A 16102-nucleotide genomic window follows, 5' to 3' on the forward strand; every position below is an offset into this window, starting at 1 on the left:
AGTATTATCAGCCATAGCGTCGGCACGTAGCGCAGCCTGGTAGCGCACCGTCATGGGGTGTCGGGGGTCGGAGGTTCAAATCCTCTCGTGCCGACCAAAAATCCTCAAAAAAAACCAACCCTTGTGGTTGGTTTTTTTATGCCTGCGATTCAATGTTCCGCATCACCACCACGGCTTTCAGTACAGGTTTTACTACTTACCCATGCACAAATTGGGGTAAAATTTATCCTCTCATCAGCGCGATGAATCTGGACGATTGATGCGCTGAAAACAATAATGATACTAATAAAACTCAGGAGAATAGTATGCCTGAAGCAACGCCTTTTCGGGTGCTGATTGTCGACGACCACCCACTGATGCGGCGGGGAATTAGTCAATTATTGCAACTGGATCCCGCATTTAACGTAGTAGCTGAAGCAGGTGACGGCGCAAGTGCGATCGATCTGGCAAACCGTCTGGACCTTGACGTGATCCTGTTGGATCTCAATATGAAAGGTATGAGTGGGCTGGATACCCTGAATGCGCTGCGTCGGGACGGTGTTACCGCACAAATTATCATTCTGACCGTTTCGGATGCCGCCAGCGATGTATACGCCTTAATTGACGCGGGTGCGGATGGTTATTTGCTCAAAGACAGCGATCCTGAAGTCCTGCTGGAGGCCATTCGCAGCGGCGCCAAAGGCGGTAAAGCGTTTAGTACACGCGTCAATGAATATCTGCGCGAACGCGACCTGTTCGGTGCACAAGAAGATCCGTTCAGCATTCTCACCGAACGCGAGCTGGATGTGTTACACGAGCTGGCTCAGGGGCTGTCGAATAAACAGATTGCTTCGGTATTAAATATTTCCGAACAGACGGTGAAGGTGCATATTCGCAACCTGCTGCGCAAACTCAACGTGCGCTCTCGCGTTGCTGCCACTATTCTGTTTTTGCAAACGCGCGGAATGCAATAACCAGATATTGCCCGATGGCGCTACGCTTATCGGGCCTACAAATCACGAGGATCGCCAGGCCGGATAAGACGCTTTGCGTCGCCATCCGGCCCCTTCCACTCTTACTTCTCCTGCGGCGTTAGCTGCTCCATCGCCTGTTTAATACTGCGTTCTATTACCGCCCGACGGGTATCGTTAGCGGGCAATAATTTCAGCATCATCTCCCACGCCGCAACCGCTTCGCCGAAGCGCTGCTGTTCGAAAGCGTTAAAAGCATACATGCTCAATACGCGCACGTTAGCATGCTCGCCTCTGATCAACTGGCGCAACAACTCCCCTCCCCGACGGTTATCATCAGGATCGGAAGAACGGGTCAATGCTTCCGCATAACCCAGCGCCGCATCGCTGTTGTTAGGATCCAGTCGATAGGCATTGGCATAGGCTTCAGTAGCCGTACTGGCGTTACCGAGTACCATGCCAATACGTCCGAGCATGATCCAGCCTTCGACGTTTCCGGCTTCGGACTGTAAGCGAGTGCGCAGCCCCAGCGCCAGACGCGTCATGTCTTCTTCATTCAACGGGTCGGCTTTCGGATCCAATGCCCGCTCCAGCAGCGCTGGAGCCTGAGCGGTGGCCTGCTGCCAGACCTGCACCTGTTTATAGTTCCCGGTTTGATAATAGCTCACCACGCCAACCACCAGCGCCACCACGATGCCGGGCACAAATAGTCCGAATCCACCGCGCTTGCCATCCGGGATAATGTCGTCAGGAAACTCTTCTTGTTTCACCCGCACGCGTCGGCGAGTACGGGCGAAAATAATCCAGCCCCCGAGACCAATCGCTACCACAGGCATCACCCACAGCAGCACGGTCAGCGGAGTTAACGGCGGATCGTAAGTGACGAAGTTGCCGTAGCGCGCCACCATGTAGTCAACAATCTCTTTCTGGCTTTTGCCTTCCTGCATCAGTTCGTACACTTTCTGACGCAGGTCGGTGGCGATCATTGAGTTAGAGTCGGCAATACTGTTGTTCTGACATTTAGGACAACGCAGTTGCTCGGTAAGCTGGCGGAACTGCTGCTCCTGCGCTTCATCCTTAAACTGCATTACGTCGATAGTCGCAAGCGCGGATCCCGAGATAACCAGCATCAGCAGGCCCAATAAAAATCTCATTGCGCAGCCTCCTTACTGTACTTATCCCACAACGGTTTGATCTCGCTTTCCCACACCCGGGCATTCAGATCGCCGGCATGGCGATAGCGAATAATACCTTTCCCGTCGATCAGGAACGTCTCCGGTGCGCCGTACACGCCAAGATCGAGGCCGAGCATACCGTCGCCGTCAAACAGACTTAATGAGTAAGGATTGCCCAGCTCTTTCAGCCAGACAATGGCTTTCTGACGATCGTCTTTATAGTTCAGGCCCACTACCCGCACGCCTTGCGCAGACAGCTGATTCAGATACTGATGCTCGGCGCGACAGGTCGGACACCAGGTCGCCCAGACGTTCAGCAGCACTGGCTTCCCCTGCGTCAGCACATCGGCCTGATAATGCTGCCCCGGGTTTTCCAGCGATTCCAGGCGGAACGTCGGAACAGGTTTGCCGATCAACGCCGACTCCAGATTAGTAGGGTCGTCTCCTTGCGCGTTACGCGCTAACTGCCACAGTAGCGCCGCTGCAATGATGAGAAAAATAATAAACGGAATTAACAGTGCGTTGCGCTTCATACAGCCTCCGACGCATTTTTTTGCACCGCGACACGCGGGCGCTGGCGATAGCGTGGATCAAACAGGCAGAACACCCCACCCAGCGCCATCAGCAACCCTCCGGCCCAAATCCAGCGAATAAACGGTTTGTAATACAAACGTACAGCCCATGCGCCGTTATCCAGCTCTTCACCCAGCGCAGCATACAGATCGCGCGTAAGCCCGCCGTCAATCGCCGCTTCGGTCATCATCGAACTGGTGCTGTTATAGAAGCGTTTCTCCGCATGCAGCGTGGCTTCCGGTTTACCATCACGCGTGACGCCAATAATGGCGACCCCGCCCCGGTAGTTTGGTCCGGTAATGTCTTTTACTTCACGGAAGGTGAACTGATAGTCATGGATACTGACGCTATCGCCCGCTTTCATGCGCACATCGCGTTCCACGCTGTAATTCTGGCTAAAGGCAATACCAACAATGGTAATCGCCAGCCCAACGTGACCTGATACCATCCCCCAGTAGCTTGGCGTCAGCTTTGTTCCACGAGAAATGCGCAGGTACGCTTCGGACATGGCCAGTACAAATATCCAGCACGCCATCGCCAGCCCCACCACTGTCATGGCGGCAATGCGATCCTCAAACAGCCACGGCAGCAGCAGCGACAGAATAAGCGTGGTGACAAACGCGATGATCAGTAACGTTTTCAGTTTACGTGGTCGGTCACGGCCCCAGCGCACTAATGGCCCAATGCCCAGCAGCAGCGCAAACGGCGCCATCAGCCAGGTGAACATGGTATTGAAGAACGGCTCGCCAATCGAAATGCTGCCCAGCCCAAGCTGTTTGTGCACCAGCGGCAGCAGCGTGCCCAATAACACCACCAGCATAGCGGCGATCAGCAGGACGTTGTTTCCCAACAGCAGCGATTCACGCGACCACAGCGCGTTGTTTACCCGCGAGCGAACCTTATGCCCACGCACTGCAAACAGCAGCAGGGAACCGCCAATCACCAGCACCATGAAGGCCAGTATAAACATCCCTCGCGACGGGTCTGAGGCGAAAGCATGCACCGAAACCAATACGCCGGAACGTACCAGGAAAGTACCCAACAGGCACAGCGAGAAGGCGCTGATTGACAGCAGCAGGGTCCAGGCTTTGAAGCTGGCGCGCTGTTCGGTTACCGACAGCGAGTGCATCAGGGCTGTGCCCACCAGCCATGGCATAAAGGAGGCGTTCTCAACCGGATCCCAGAACCACCAGCCGCCCCAACCCAGCTCGTAATAAGCCCATGCCGAACCGAGCACAATCCCCAGTGTCAGGAACACCCACGCCGCCAGCGTCCACGGACGCGAAAAACGGGCGAAGGTACTGTCCAGTCGTCCGCTCATCAGCGCGGCGATCGCAAACGCGAAAGCCACTGAGAAACCGACATACCCCATGTACAGCAACGGCGGATGGAAAATCAGTCCCGGATCCTGCAACAGCGGGTTGAGGTCGCGCCCTTCGATAGGGAAGTTGGGCAACGTGCGGGCAAACGGATTAGAGGTAAACAGGATAAACAGCAGGAAGCCGACGCTGACCATCCCCATCACCGCCAACACGCGGGCGACGATATCCAGCGGCATGCGCTGGCTGAACGCTGCGACGGCGAACGTCCAGCCGCTCATCAGCAGCACCCACAGCAGCAGCGAGCCTTCATGCGCGCCCCAGGTCGCCGCGACCCGATACCAGACCGGAAGTTGGGTATTGGAGTTACTGGCGACGTAGGTCACGGTAAAGTCGTTAACCACAAAGGCATTAACCAGAATCAGGAACGCCCCCATCACGCAGATAAACAAGACCCAGGCAAAGGGCCGTGCTGAGGCCATCATCCGCACGTCGCCGCGCGCCACGCCCCACAGCGGATAGACCGACAGCAGTAATGCAACGCCAAGCGCAAGGCACAACAGCGCATTGCCAATTTCAGGCATCATGACGTTTTATCCTTATAAACACTTTCCGGGCGACGGTGGTTTTCCTGCATCGCTTTTTCGACTTCCGGCGGGGTGTAATTTTCATCATGTTTGGCAAGAACCTCTTTAGCCTGCACATGATTTCCCTTGTCCAGCTCGCCCTGAACGACGACGCCCTGCCCCTCACGGAACAGGTCCGGCAAAATACCTTCATAGGTCACATCCACCACACCTTCGGCGTCATAGATGCTGAAATTTACTTTTAGCGATTGCGGATCGCGCTTCACGCTGCCCGGCATCACCATCCCACCCACGCGCAGACGTTGACCGACTTCAGGCATCTGCTGCGTTTCACGCTTACCGTAGAGTATCTCTCCCGGGGTGTAGAACAGATCGATATTGGAACGCAGCGCGTAGAGCACCAGCGAAATGGTCAACGCCAGACCTGCCAGTACCGCGCAGGCTATCCATAGCCGATTTTTACGTCGAATATTCACGCCGCCTCCCGTTGTACTTGCGCTGCGCGCATGCGCGCTTCCCTCGCCCGCTGCTGAGCCACACCGCGTAAAATTGCGCGATGCTGTAACGCAGAATGCAGCACCAGCACCAGCAGCGGAATAACGCTCATGGCGACAGCCAGCCAGACATACAAGGCGTAACCGCCCATCGCGAAAAAATCACTCCATGATGCAAATGCAGGGGTCATTGGCGGCCTCTTTTTAAGATCAGTTCGCTCACCCACGGGCGGCGTTTTTCCATCATCAAAATCAGGTTACGCATGCGCATTAGCGCCAGCGTGACGAACAGCAACAGGTAGCCGACAATCGCCAGACGCAGCGGAGCGCGCATTGCCGGATCGATGCTCTGCTGCATACGGGTTGACCCCTGATGCAGCGTATTCCACCACTCGACCGAGTAGTGAATAATCGGTAAGTTGACCACGCCAATCAGCACCAGAATACCGGCGGCACGCCCTGCCAGGCGGCGATCATCAAACGCATGCCATAGCGCAATGGCGCCAACGTAGAGAAACAGCAGCACCAGTTCTGAGGTGAGTCGAGCATCCCAGACCCACCAGGTTCCCCACATCGGTTTGCCCCATGCGGACCCCGTCACCAACGCAATAAAGGTAAACACAGCGCCAATGGGCGCCATCGCAGCCAGCGCCAGATTGGCCATTTTCATTTGCCAGACCAGGCCGATAAACGCCGCAACAGCCATCGAGGCATAAATCCCCATCGACCAGATTGCCGCCGGAACGTGCAGATAAATGATGCGATAGCTCTGTCCCTGCTGATAATCAGCTGGCGCGAAGCCAAAGCCCCAGACCCATCCCGTTATGAGTACCACCGCGCTGGCAATCGCCAGCCACGGAATAAACCAGCCGCAGATCTGATAGAGCCGAGGGGGCATCGCCAATTGATGAAGTGTTTTCCACATAGTTCAGTCACCAGACTCCATTAATTAATATCCGTTTTGCCGGAGTACCTTGCCCGGCCTGCAAATCCTGTCCGCATTACTGCACGCTGATCCGTAACGCCGCAGCCGTGGCAAACGGGCTTAACGTGGCGCTGCCTACCAGCAACGCCCCCAGAATCGCCATGTATCCTTCAACAGGCAAGTGCATGGAAGCCGCATCCATCGCGGCGGTCGCAAAAATCAGTAGTGGTATGGTAAGCGGGAGTACCAACACGCTTAACAGCACGCCGCCGCGCTTTAAGCCCACCGTCAAACCCACACCCGGCGCGCCGAGAAAACCCAGCGTCGGCGTACCGAGCAACAAGGTCAGCGCCATAATTTTCCAGCCGTACATATCCATGCCCAGCAGTAATGCCACCAGCGGCGAGAGGATTAACAGCGGCAAACCAGTTACGACCCAGTGCGCCATCACTTTCGCCAGCACGACCGCCGGAAGCGGCAGCGGCAGCAGCATCAGTTGCTCAAGGCTGCCGTCCTGTAAGTCATCACGAAACAAGCGCTCCAGCGCCAGCAATGACGCCAGCAGCGCCGCAACCCAGATGATGCCCGGCGCAATACGCGCCAGCAGCTGTGGCTCCGGCCCAATGCTCAGAGGGAACAGCGTGATAACAATCAGGAAGAACCATAAAGGATTGGCGATTTCCGCACTATGACGAAACGCAACTCGCAGTTCTAAACGGAAGATTCGCCACATCATTGCACTGCCCTCTCGCTGGTCAGCGCAATACGTCGCACTTTACTGGTCTCAACATTAAGCGGCTGGTGGGTGGTAAGAATAACAATACCGCCCTGCTCCGTGTGCTGTGCCATACGCTGAGTCAGTCGCTCAACGCCGTTCACATCAATGGCGGTAAAGGGTTCATCGAGGATCCACAGCCGGGCGCGGGTCAGCCACAAACGGGCCAGCGCCACGCGCCGCTGTTGTCCGGCGGAGAGCTGATTCACCGGAATATCTTCGTATCCGGCAAGTCCCGCCTGCGCCAGCGCGTCCAGACACTGTGCGATATCACCGTCGTGATGGAAAAAACGCAGGTTCTCCAACGCCGAAAGCCGGGTTTTTATCCCCGGCTGATGTCCGATCCACAGCAATTGCTGATGGTAGCTGTCCCGCACGTGATGCAGGGGTTGTTCTTGCCAGCAAACCTCCCCTGCGTCGGGACGCGCCAGCCCGGTAAGCAACCGCAGCAGAGTGGTTTTCCCCGCGCCGTTGCTGCCGGTAATTTGTACCCATTCCCCTGCGTTGACGCGAAATGACAGATCGCTGAACAGTATTCTGTCATCCCGCTCGCAAAGTAATTCTCTGGCTTCAAGCATACCTGGTTATCTACATCCTGTTAAAAGCCCGGTTTGACTTCGCGCATATCAGGCAGTTTGTGCGCTATCCCTTTATGACAGTCAATACAGGTTTGCCCGTCTTTCACGGCCTGGTCGTGCATTTTGGCCGCAACGCCTTTCTGGGCGGTTAAATCCATAAACTCGAAGTTGTGACAATTGCGACACTCTTGCGAGTTATTGTCTTTCATACGCCGCCACTCATTTTGCGCCATCGTCAGACGATGGTCTTCAAATTTTTGCGGTGTATCTATTAACCCCAATGCTTTCGCGTACAGCTCTTTACTGGCCTTGATCTTACGGATCATTTTCGGGCCCCACTCATGCGGGACGTGGCAATCAGGGCAAGTCGCACGCACACCACTGCGGTTGTTGTAGTGTACGGTTTCCATGTATTCCTGGTACACCGTATTGCGCATTTCGTGACAGCTAATGCAGAACTCTTCCGTATTGGCCTTTTCCATACCGGTATTAAAGCCGCCCCAGAAAATAATGCCGCCCACAAAGCCGATTAACAACAGCGTGCCGAGCGCCAGACGGCTGGGGCGACGCCACCATTGCCAGACGCGCTTAATCCAGCCTGGTTTACGGTTAGAATTTTCCATAATGACCTCTTATTTCCCGTAACCTTTCGAGGGGGTGAAGGTATTTTCAACAATCGGCGCAGCGTCAGCCTGCGGGACGTGACATTGCAGACAGAAATAACGACGCGGCGCGACTTCAGCCAATACCTTGCCATCGCTGTCCATAAAGTGCGTCGGACTGATGCGCGGCGCGCCGGTAGTGCGATAGCTTTCCACACCGTGGCATTGCAGACAGCGGTTAGTATTGGTCGTCACCTGATACCCTTCAACGCTGTGCGGAACCATTGGCGGTTGATTCACATAGTTCAGCGGCATACGCTCCTGCTCTTTCGGCATGCGAATCGCCCCTTCCTGTGTCCCTGAGACTTCCGGTGACTGGCTTAGGTCCACTCCGTTTGCAGCCCAAACGGCCCCACTGACGACCAGGGCAAGCAGGGCCGTCCATTGACTCAGCTTTTTAATCAGGTCATGGCTTTTCATGATTTCGCTCCCGAACTCCATCGTGTTGTTATTGTAAAAACATCCTCAGAACAGACATCCACGCAGCGACCGCAGGCCATGCAATCGCGACTGGTTACCTGCACCGGGCTTTGCTCATCCAGCACCGGCGCACGTAGCACATGCGGTTCCGGGCAAACATGAAAACAATCCATACAGCGGTTACATCTGTTACGTTCTTTTGCCGAAACGGTTAATGCGCCTTTACTTCCCACTACGCTATACAGTGCGCCCAGTGGACAGAGATGCCCGCACCAGCCATGCTCAACGACCAGTAGATCAAATAAAAACAGCGCCAGAATCAGCAGCGCTCCACTGCCAAATCCCATTACCAGACTCCGTCCGAGCAGAGAGACGGGATTTATCCATTCCCACAGCAGCGTACCGGTCAAGGCGGAACCGACCAGGATAACCACCAGCAGGACGTACCGTATATAGCGCGGCAGGGTCGCGGACTGATTCAGGTCAAACCTTCTGCGTAACCAACTGGCTAAATCGGTGACCGGGTTCATCGGACAAACCCAGCTGCAAAACAGACGCTTACCCGCAAGGGCATACAGCACCGTGATGACGACCGCCCCCGTTAACGCAACCGTTGCCGGCAGGTGTCCGCTGGCCAGGCTTTGCAGCGTAATCAGCGGATCGGTGAATGGGACGGTATCCAACAGCAGACTGCCACTGTAGTTGCCATGCAGGATCCACACGCCAAGCCACGGGCCGCTGAGGAACATCGCCAGTATCAAAAACTGACTCAAACGACGCAGCAGCAGCCAGCGATGACTCTTCCACCATCCTTTTTTTGCCTGCGCTTCACGCCCGGCATCACGTTTACGATTTGCCATTGTTCCCCTCCAGCCAACCGAAGCGGTAATGGTGTCCTAACTCCCCTTTCGCCAGCGACAGCGGCAGCACTTTTATTGCTGGCTGTTCCAGTACGCAGACTTTTTCGCATTTCCCACAGCCGGTACAGGCATCGCTGTGCACGGTCGGAATAAACCGCGCATGCTTGCCGGTACGCATATTACGGTCCAGCTCAAGGGTGATAGCCTCATCGATTTTCGGGCACTCGCGGTAACAAACATCGCAGCGTAACCCTTGGTAGTTGAGGCAGTTTTCGTGATCCAGCAGTACCGCCAGCCCCATACGCGAATCGTCAATGGATTCAATTTCCCTGTCCAACGCGCCGCTGGGGCAGACTTTGGCACACGGAATGTCCTCACACATTTCGCAAGGAATATCGCGGGCGACAAAATAGGGCGTACCTGCTGCCAGCCCGGAGGCCAGCGTCGCCAGCTTCAGCGTGTCATATGGGCATGCCTGAACGCACTGACCGCAGCGCACACAGGCGCTGGCGAATGCCTCCTCGCTCAGTGCGCCTGGCGGGCGTAACCGCACGCCAGTTGCACGTGCGGTTTGTTGTTGCAACCCCAGCGCCACGCCAACGACGGCCAGCCCGCCCGCCGCGCGAACCATATCGCGCAGAAAACGGCGGCGGCCATTTTGGGGTTTTGCTGACCGGGACATAACGCGTTACACCTTCGCCAGTTTCACGGCGCACTTCTTGAAATCCGTCTCTTTGGAGAGCGGATCCGTGGCATCCAGCGTAAGATTATTCACCAGCTGTGCGGCATCGAAGAACGGCATGTATACCAGCCCCTGCGGCGGACGGTTACGCCCGCGCGTTTCAACAATCGAGATAACTTCACCACGACGGGAAACCACTTTGACTTTATCGCCACGGCGCAGATCGCGTGCTTTTGCATCCAGCGGGTGGATAAACAGCACGGCTTCCGGGAAAGCACGGTGCAGTTCAGGCACACGACGCGTCATACTGCCGGTATGCCAGTGTTCCAGCACACGTCCAGTGGAAAGCCACAGGTCATACTCTTTATCCGGCGCTTCAGCGGCAGGTTCAAATGGCAGCGCGAAGATAACCGCTTTACCGTCCGGCTTACCGTAGAACTTGTAGCTTTCCCCCGCTTTCACGTACGGGTCGTTGCCTTCGCTGTAGCGCCACTGAGTCTCTTTGCCCTCAACGACCGGCCAGCGTAAACCGCGCGCTTTATGGTAATCGTCAAACGGTGCGAGATCGTGCCCGTGGCCACGGCCAAACCAGGCATACTCTTCGAACAACCCTTTTTGCAGATAGAAACCCAGCTCGCGGGATTCATCGTTGAGCTGATCTTCAGCCAGTTCAGCGACCGGGAATTTGGTCACGGCTGGCGTGGCAAACAGCACGTCATACAACGTTTTGCCGCGCAGCTCCGGTTTCTGCGCCAGTAGTTCTTCCGGCCATACCTCTTCTGTTTTGAAGCGACGGGAAAACTGCACCAGTTGCCACAAATCCGATTTCGATTCACCCGGCGCTTTAATCTGCTGACGCCAGAACTGAGTGCGTCGTTCCGCGTTACCGTAAGCCCCTTCTTTCTCTACCCACATTGCGGTCGGTAGGATCAGGTCGGCTGACAGGGCGCTGACCGTCGGGTACGGATCGGAAACGATGATGAAATTGCGCGGATCGCGCCAGCCCGGCATACGTTCTTCGTTGATGTTCGGACCGGCCTGCATGTTGTTGGTACACATCGTCCAGTAGACATTGAGTTTGCCATCTTTCAGCGCACGGTCTTGCGCCACAGCGTGCAGCCCGATTTTTGCCGGAATAGTCCCGGTCGGGATATTCCAGTGCTTCTCGCAGATATCGCGGTGTTTTTCGTTGGTGACCACCATGTCCGCAGGCAGACGGTGGGAGAACGTCCCGACTTCACGCGCGGTGCCGCACGCTGAAGGCTGGCCGGTCAGAGAGAACGGGCCACAGCCTGGCTGAGAAATTTTACCGGTCAGCAGGTGCAGGTTATAGACCAGGTTGTTGGCCCACACGCCGCGGGTATGCTGGTTAAAACCCATCGTCCAGTAGGAGATGACCTTTTTCTTCGGATCGGCATACAGCTGCGCCAACTGTTCCAGTTGATCTTTCGGTACGCCAGTCATTTCGGCGGTTTTATCCAGCGTGTACTCAGCAACGAAGTCTTTGTAATCTTCAAAGCTCATCGGTTCAGAAGCATCGGAACCTGGATTCTTCGCCGCTTTTTCCAGCGGATGGGTTGGACGCAGGCCGTAGCCGATGTCAGTCACCCCTTTACGCAGGTTAACGTGCTTGCTGAAGAAATCCTGGTTGATCGCATTGTTTTGAATGATGTAGTTTGCGATGTAGTTGAGGATCACCAGATCGGTTTGCGGCGTGAAGACCATACCGTTATCCGCCAGCTCAAAGCTACGATGCTGGAAGGTGGAGAGCACCGCGACGGTTACATTCGGATCGGACAGACGACGGTTGGTGATGCGCGACCACAGAATCGGGTGCATCTCCGCCATATTCGCGCCCCACAAGACGAAAGCATCGGCATGCTCAATATCGTCATAACAGCCCATCGGCTCATCCATACCGAAGGTACGCATAAAGCCGACCACCGCTGACGCCATGCAGTGACGGGCGTTCGGGTCGATGTTATTAGAACGGAAGCCGGCTTTAAACAATTTGGCGGCAGCGTAACCTTCCCAAATCGTCCACTGACCCGAGCCGAACATGCCGATAGACTCTGGGCCTTTTTCTTTCATGGACGTTTTGAATTTCTCTTCCATCACGTCAAAGGCCTGATCCCAGCTAATCGGAGTGAATTCGCCTTCTTTGTGATACTTACCGTCCTTCATGCGCAGCATCGGCTGTGTTAAACGGTCTTTTCCGTACATGATTTTCGGCAGGAAGTAACCTTTGATGCAGTTAAGTCCACGGTTAACCGGCGCATCCGGGTCACCCTGGCATGCCACAACACGCCCTTGCTGCGTCCCGACCAATACGCCACAGCCCGTTCCGCAGAAACGGCACGGGGCTTTGTCCCATTTGATGGCTTCTTGCTGACCGACTACCGCGCGGGCTACGCCCGGCACGCTTAACCCGGCAGCCGCCGCAGCGGCCGCAACGGCGTTAGCTTTCATAAAGCTACGACGACTGAGTTTCATGGTGTTTCCTCACCTTGCTCATCCTGCTGGTGATAAACCAGCGACACCGCCAGCACGCCCGCAACGTTGCGCACTGACTCAATAGTTTTCATTAGCGTTTCACTTTGCTCTGCTTCCACCACCACAATGAGCTGGCCGCTTTCCACATCACTAAGTGCAACTTCGCAACCCGGAAACAAACGCAACTGCGTGGCGATATCATTGATATGCTGACTTTTGGCCTGAACGACCAGGCTGCAGACCTGCCAGTTACTGTCCATGGTTGTACTCCGCATTAATGGCTGATACCGGGCAAATAGCGACACACGCGCCGCATCCGTTACAGGCCTGATTGTCGAGCTGTGGCTGATAAATACCGGACAGCGTGGGGCGAAAGGTTATGGCCATAGGTTCACAGCTATCCTGACAGCGATGACACTCAACTGACTGGTGTGCGAGACAGTTTTCCCCGATCGTAAAATTCAGATCCCATGCCCTGGTGTGGCGCGGAAGAAAAAGTGATTCGGGACAGGCTTCTGCGCAGGCATAACAAAAGCTGCACTCGCCGTGTTTGAAATTTACGCTCGGATAACCACCCTGGCCTCGCTGCAGGATGTCGGTTTCACACGCCTGGATGCAGGCGTCACAACGGAGGCAATGGGTCAGAAAGTGAGAGTCTTCCTTGCTCCACGGCGGACGAATCCCTGCGTTGGCGTTACGCCAACTGCCTGTCAACATGCCTCGACGGGATAAATCAACCATGACATTGTCCTTCCATAATGACGCCCTCCCTCGGCGGGTTGAACGACATAAAAAACTGCACTATTTATGAGTAGTTATTTTTAGCCGTAAGATATTTCAGGATGTGTTAGAGGTGCATACCCCAATTGGGGTAAATGCTGTTGCCGGATCAAAGGAGTGTTGAGTTGACGGGAAAAAATGCGCTTTTGCTCACATTTCAATGGGTTATATAATGAAATACACAACGAAGCAGGTGGAAAGAGAATAATCTTATAATTAAGATAATTCTTAGAATATATCGCTACATTGATTATAAACCCATGCCAAATACACTTTAAATATAAGTAAATGCAGATTAATAGATAACACAAATATGTTAACCTGCCCCAGACTCATTCATAAGACAGAAGAAAGGAAACACTGTGAACAATAAGATGAAGACAATTGTCCCTGCCGTACTTTTCGCCGCCTTTGCCAGCACCTCTGCCTGGGCTGCCAGTAACGATACCGGTGCTCAGCCGCTGGAAAAAGTCGCCCCTTATCCTAAAGCGGAAAAGGGTATGAAGCGCCAGGTTATCCAGCTTACCCCTGAGAAAGATGAATCTACTCTGAAAGTAGAACTGCTGATCGGACAAACGCTGGAAGTTGACTGTAACCAGCACCGCCTGGGCGGAGAGCTGGACAGTAAAACGCTGGAAGGTTGGGGATACGACTACTATGTTTTCGACAAAGTCACCTCCCCGGTTTCAACCATGATGGCCTGCCCGGACGGCAAGAAAGAGAAGAAATTTATTACCGCGTATCTGGGTGATGACGGCATGCTGCGCTACAACAGCAAGCTGCCGATTGTGGTCTACACCCCGGAAAACGTGGAAGTGAAATACCGTATCTGGAAAGCGGAAGAGAAGATTCAGGACGCAGTCGCGCGATAAGTGAGAATGTGCCGGATAGCGTAGGCTATCCGGCATTTTATTTACAGCGCGATATCCGCCACAGCTTTCTGCTCAGGCTGCGGTTGAGCCTGAGGTTTCAACTGCGGTTTTGGCGCTTCATCGGCAACCTGCGGCTTGTCGTATTTCAGACCCAGAACTTCGCTGGTGTATTGCAGCTCTTGTTCAGTTGCTTCAACGTTTCCGTTCAGCTTAGTACCATAAGACGGAATAATCGTTTTCAGCTTCGCCTGCCACTCAGGGCTGGCGACTTTATCTTTAAACACTTTTTCCATCAGATGTAGCATGATCGGTGCCGCGGTTGATGCACCAGGCGAAGCGCCCAACAGCGCAGCAATCGTACCTTCTTTATCGCTGACGACTTCGGTTCCCAGACGGAGCACGCCGCCCTTCTCTGCATCACTTTTAATGATCTGCACACGCTGACCCGCCTGCCATAAACGCCAGTCTTCTTTTTTCGCCTGCGGATAGTACTCTTGCAGTGCGGCAAAACGGTCGTCATCGCTCAGCATCACCTGGCTTACCAGATATTTCACCAGATCGAAGTTATCCAGGCCTACGTTGACCATCGGCATAAAGTTCGACGTCGTGGTCGAGCTGAGCAGATCCCACAACGAACCGTTTTTCAGGAACTTGGTGGAGAATGTCGCGAATGGCCCAAACAGCACGACACGTTTGCCATCGAGGATACGGGTATCGATGTGCGGTACGGACATCGGCGGCGCGCCCACAGACGCCTGACCATACACTTTCGCCAGGTGACGATTTACCACGTCCGGATTTTCCGCCACCAGGAACTGGCCGCCAACCGGGAATCCGGCATAGCCTTTCGCTTCTGGAATGTTGGTTTCCTGCAATAGCTTCAGCGCAGCGCCACCGGCACCGATAAAGACAAACTTCGCCTTGATATCATGTTCCGCTTCGTTGTTTTTCAGATCAGCGACCGTAACGGTCCAGCTATTGTCTGCATTACGCTTAAAGCCACGCACTTCGGTGCTCAGTTGCAGCGCAAAGTTGGGCTTCTTCTGCAACGAGGCAATCAGTTGGCGCGTGATTTCACCATAGTTAACGTCAGTACCAATCTCGGTGCGTGTTGCCGCGACTTTCTGTTTCGGATCGCGACCTTCCATGACCAGCGGTGCCCACTCTTTAATCTGCGCGTGATCTTCGGAATAACGCATACCACGGAATAAGGTGCTCTGCTGCAGTGCGGCGTAACGTGCGCGCAGGAAATTCACATTCTCGTCGCCCCAGACAAAACTCATATGCGGGACGGTAGTGATAAATGAGCGTGGTTCATGCATCACGCCATTATTAACCTGATAAGCCCAAAACTGACGGGAAATCTGGAAGGCTTCGTTGATTTCGACTGCCTTTTCAATGCTGATGCTACCGTCGGCCTTTTTAGGCGTGTAGTTCAGCTCCATCAGTGCGGAGTGGCCGGTTCCGGCGTTATTCCAGCTGTTTGAGCTTTCCTGCGCTACGCCATCCAGTCGCTCGACCATGGTCATTGACCATTGTGGCTCCAGCTCTTGTAAATAGGTTCCCAGCGTGGCGCTCATGATACCGCCGCCAATCAACAGTACATCCGTTTCCTGCTCTTCCGCCGCTTTCGCTTTTGCTGCCATAGAGACAACGTTCAGCCCTACAGCCATGGTGAAGAGCATGGCAGTCACTTTTTTCATAATGTTAATGCCTTACTTTTAGTATCGCTTTTTGCTTTTAATGCAGGTGAAAATCGAGCGGCACCAACGGTAACACTTAAGTAAAAATAATTAAATATTGTTTATAAATTATATTTTAATTTTAAAAATGTTATTAATACGTTGATAATTTATACGGTTATTGACAATCACGTCTGGAAACCTGCCCGCCAGACGCGTACTATGCTGCGCTTTGCTATTCACGCACGGATGCCTGTCGGTCTGCTGTTATCAGG

18 protein-coding genes, 1 tRNA gene and 1 pseudogene are annotated in these 16102 nt (G+C 54.4%); 3 read left to right on the forward strand and 17 right to left on the reverse strand.

Translation table 11 applies throughout. From position 1 onward, the window contains the following. Nucleotides 1–20: 20 nt before the first annotated feature. Both FHD02_RS08120 and narP read left to right on the forward strand, forming a co-directional pair. Nucleotides 21–97 (forward strand) — tRNA-Pro (locus FHD02_RS08120). Nucleotides 98–305: 208 nt separating this feature from the next. Continuing rightward, nucleotides 306–953 carry a nitrate/nitrite response regulator protein NarP gene (gene narP / locus FHD02_RS08125; RefSeq protein ID WP_137360925.1) on the forward strand — a complete coding sequence of 216 codons (648 nt, stop codon included), beginning with the start codon at nucleotides 306–308 and terminating at the stop codon, nucleotides 951–953. A 101-nt stretch (nucleotides 954–1054) separates the two neighbouring features. Here the strand turns inward: narP and FHD02_RS08130 are convergent, their stop codons facing one another. The 16 genes and pseudogenes from FHD02_RS08130 to FHD02_RS24855 form a co-directional block, all read right to left on the reverse strand. Further along, complete coding sequence (locus FHD02_RS08130; protein ID WP_220393793.1) at nucleotides 1055–2104, reverse strand: cytochrome c-type biogenesis protein CcmH; 1050 nt, start codon at nucleotides 2102–2104, stop codon at nucleotides 1055–1057. Further along, nucleotides 2101–2658 carry a thiol:disulfide interchange protein DsbE gene (gene dsbE / locus FHD02_RS08135; protein ID WP_003834613.1) on the reverse strand — a complete coding sequence of 186 codons (558 nt, stop codon included), beginning with the start codon at nucleotides 2656–2658 and terminating at the stop codon, nucleotides 2101–2103. The genes FHD02_RS08130 and dsbE overlap by 4 nt, the downstream gene beginning before the upstream one ends. Continuing rightward, complete coding sequence (locus tag FHD02_RS08140) at nucleotides 2655–4604, reverse strand: heme lyase CcmF/NrfE family subunit (protein WP_137360927.1); 1950 nt, start codon at nucleotides 4602–4604, stop codon at nucleotides 2655–2657. The genes dsbE and FHD02_RS08140 overlap by 4 nt, the downstream gene beginning before the upstream one ends. After that, nucleotides 4601–5080, reverse strand: a complete 480-nt coding sequence (gene ccmE / locus FHD02_RS08145; RefSeq protein WP_042307191.1) for a cytochrome c maturation protein CcmE — start codon at nucleotides 5078–5080, stop codon at nucleotides 4601–4603. The genes FHD02_RS08140 and ccmE overlap by 4 nt, the downstream gene beginning before the upstream one ends. Continuing rightward, a complete protein-coding gene (ccmD, locus tag FHD02_RS08150) occupies nucleotides 5077–5289 on the reverse strand; it encodes a heme exporter protein CcmD (RefSeq protein WP_005129320.1) in 213 nt (70 codons plus the stop codon). The genes ccmE and ccmD overlap by 4 nt, the downstream gene beginning before the upstream one ends. Further along, entirely contained in the window at nucleotides 5286–6023 is a 738-nt protein-coding gene (locus FHD02_RS08155) for a heme ABC transporter permease (protein ID WP_006683732.1), read from the reverse strand. Before FHD02_RS08155 ends, ccmD begins: the two co-directional genes overlap by 4 nt. A 76-nt stretch (nucleotides 6024–6099) precedes the next feature. After that, a complete protein-coding gene (gene ccmB, locus FHD02_RS08160; RefSeq protein WP_003027542.1) occupies nucleotides 6100–6759 on the reverse strand; it encodes a heme exporter protein CcmB in 660 nt (219 codons plus the stop codon). Further along, nucleotides 6756–7376, reverse strand: coding sequence for a cytochrome c biogenesis heme-transporting ATPase CcmA (gene ccmA, locus FHD02_RS08165; protein ID WP_137371492.1), 621 nt, complete (start codon nucleotides 7374–7376; stop codon nucleotides 6756–6758). Before ccmA ends, ccmB begins: the two co-directional genes overlap by 4 nt. Before the next feature lie 20 nt (nucleotides 7377–7396). Continuing rightward, a complete protein-coding gene (gene napC / locus FHD02_RS08170) occupies nucleotides 7397–7999 on the reverse strand; it encodes a cytochrome c-type protein NapC (protein WP_003027548.1) in 603 nt (200 codons plus the stop codon). A 9-nt stretch (nucleotides 8000–8008) separates the two neighbouring features. Further along, nucleotides 8009–8458, reverse strand: coding sequence for a nitrate reductase cytochrome c-type subunit (gene napB, locus FHD02_RS08175; RefSeq protein ID WP_038642185.1), 450 nt, complete (start codon nucleotides 8456–8458; stop codon nucleotides 8009–8011). Beyond that, on the reverse strand, nucleotides 8455–9318 hold the full coding sequence (gene napH / locus FHD02_RS08180) for a quinol dehydrogenase ferredoxin subunit NapH (RefSeq protein ID WP_042307187.1): 864 nt from the start codon (nucleotides 9316–9318) through the stop codon (nucleotides 8455–8457). Before napH ends, napB begins: the two co-directional genes overlap by 4 nt. Continuing rightward, a complete protein-coding gene (napG, locus tag FHD02_RS08185) occupies nucleotides 9305–10000 on the reverse strand; it encodes a ferredoxin-type protein NapG (RefSeq protein WP_003834629.1) in 696 nt (231 codons plus the stop codon). Before napG ends, napH begins: the two co-directional genes overlap by 14 nt. 6 nt (nucleotides 10001–10006) lie before the next feature. After that, nucleotides 10007–12493: a nitrate reductase catalytic subunit NapA gene (napA, locus tag FHD02_RS08190; RefSeq protein WP_137371493.1), complete on the reverse strand. Its 2487-nt coding sequence runs from the start codon at nucleotides 12491–12493 to the stop codon at nucleotides 10007–10009. Next, the gene (napD, locus tag FHD02_RS08195; protein ID WP_137350858.1) at nucleotides 12490–12753 is read right to left on the reverse strand and encodes a chaperone NapD; all 264 of its coding nucleotides are present in this window, start codon (nucleotides 12751–12753) and stop codon (nucleotides 12490–12492) included. The genes napA and napD overlap by 4 nt, the downstream gene beginning before the upstream one ends. Beyond that, nucleotides 12743–13234 carry a ferredoxin-type protein NapF gene (napF, locus tag FHD02_RS08200; protein ID WP_137360930.1) on the reverse strand — a complete coding sequence of 164 codons (492 nt, stop codon included), beginning with the start codon at nucleotides 13232–13234 and terminating at the stop codon, nucleotides 12743–12745. The genes napD and napF overlap by 11 nt, the downstream gene beginning before the upstream one ends. Before the next feature lie 375 nt (nucleotides 13235–13609). After that, nucleotides 13610–13669 (reverse strand): annotated as a pseudogene (locus FHD02_RS24855) (hypothetical protein); the annotation flags it as partial. Here FHD02_RS24855 and eco point away from each other — a divergent pair. Then, the gene (gene eco, locus FHD02_RS08205; protein ID WP_061382229.1) at nucleotides 13648–14145 is read left to right on the forward strand and encodes a serine protease inhibitor ecotin; all 498 of its coding nucleotides are present in this window, start codon (nucleotides 13648–13650) and stop codon (nucleotides 14143–14145) included. The pseudogene FHD02_RS24855 and the gene eco sit on opposite strands and share 22 nt — an antisense overlap. A gap of 41 nt (nucleotides 14146–14186) precedes the next feature. Here the strand turns inward: eco and mqo are convergent, their stop codons facing one another. Beyond that, nucleotides 14187–15848, reverse strand: a complete 1662-nt coding sequence (mqo, locus tag FHD02_RS08210; RefSeq protein ID WP_220393794.1) for a malate dehydrogenase (quinone) — start codon at nucleotides 15846–15848, stop codon at nucleotides 14187–14189. Nucleotides 15849–16102 lie beyond the last annotated feature (254 nt).

It is taken from the genome of Citrobacter sp. EC_71, assembly GCF_019584005.1.
GTDB classification, from domain to species: domain Bacteria; phylum Pseudomonadota; class Gammaproteobacteria; order Enterobacterales; family Enterobacteriaceae; genus Citrobacter; species Citrobacter werkmanii.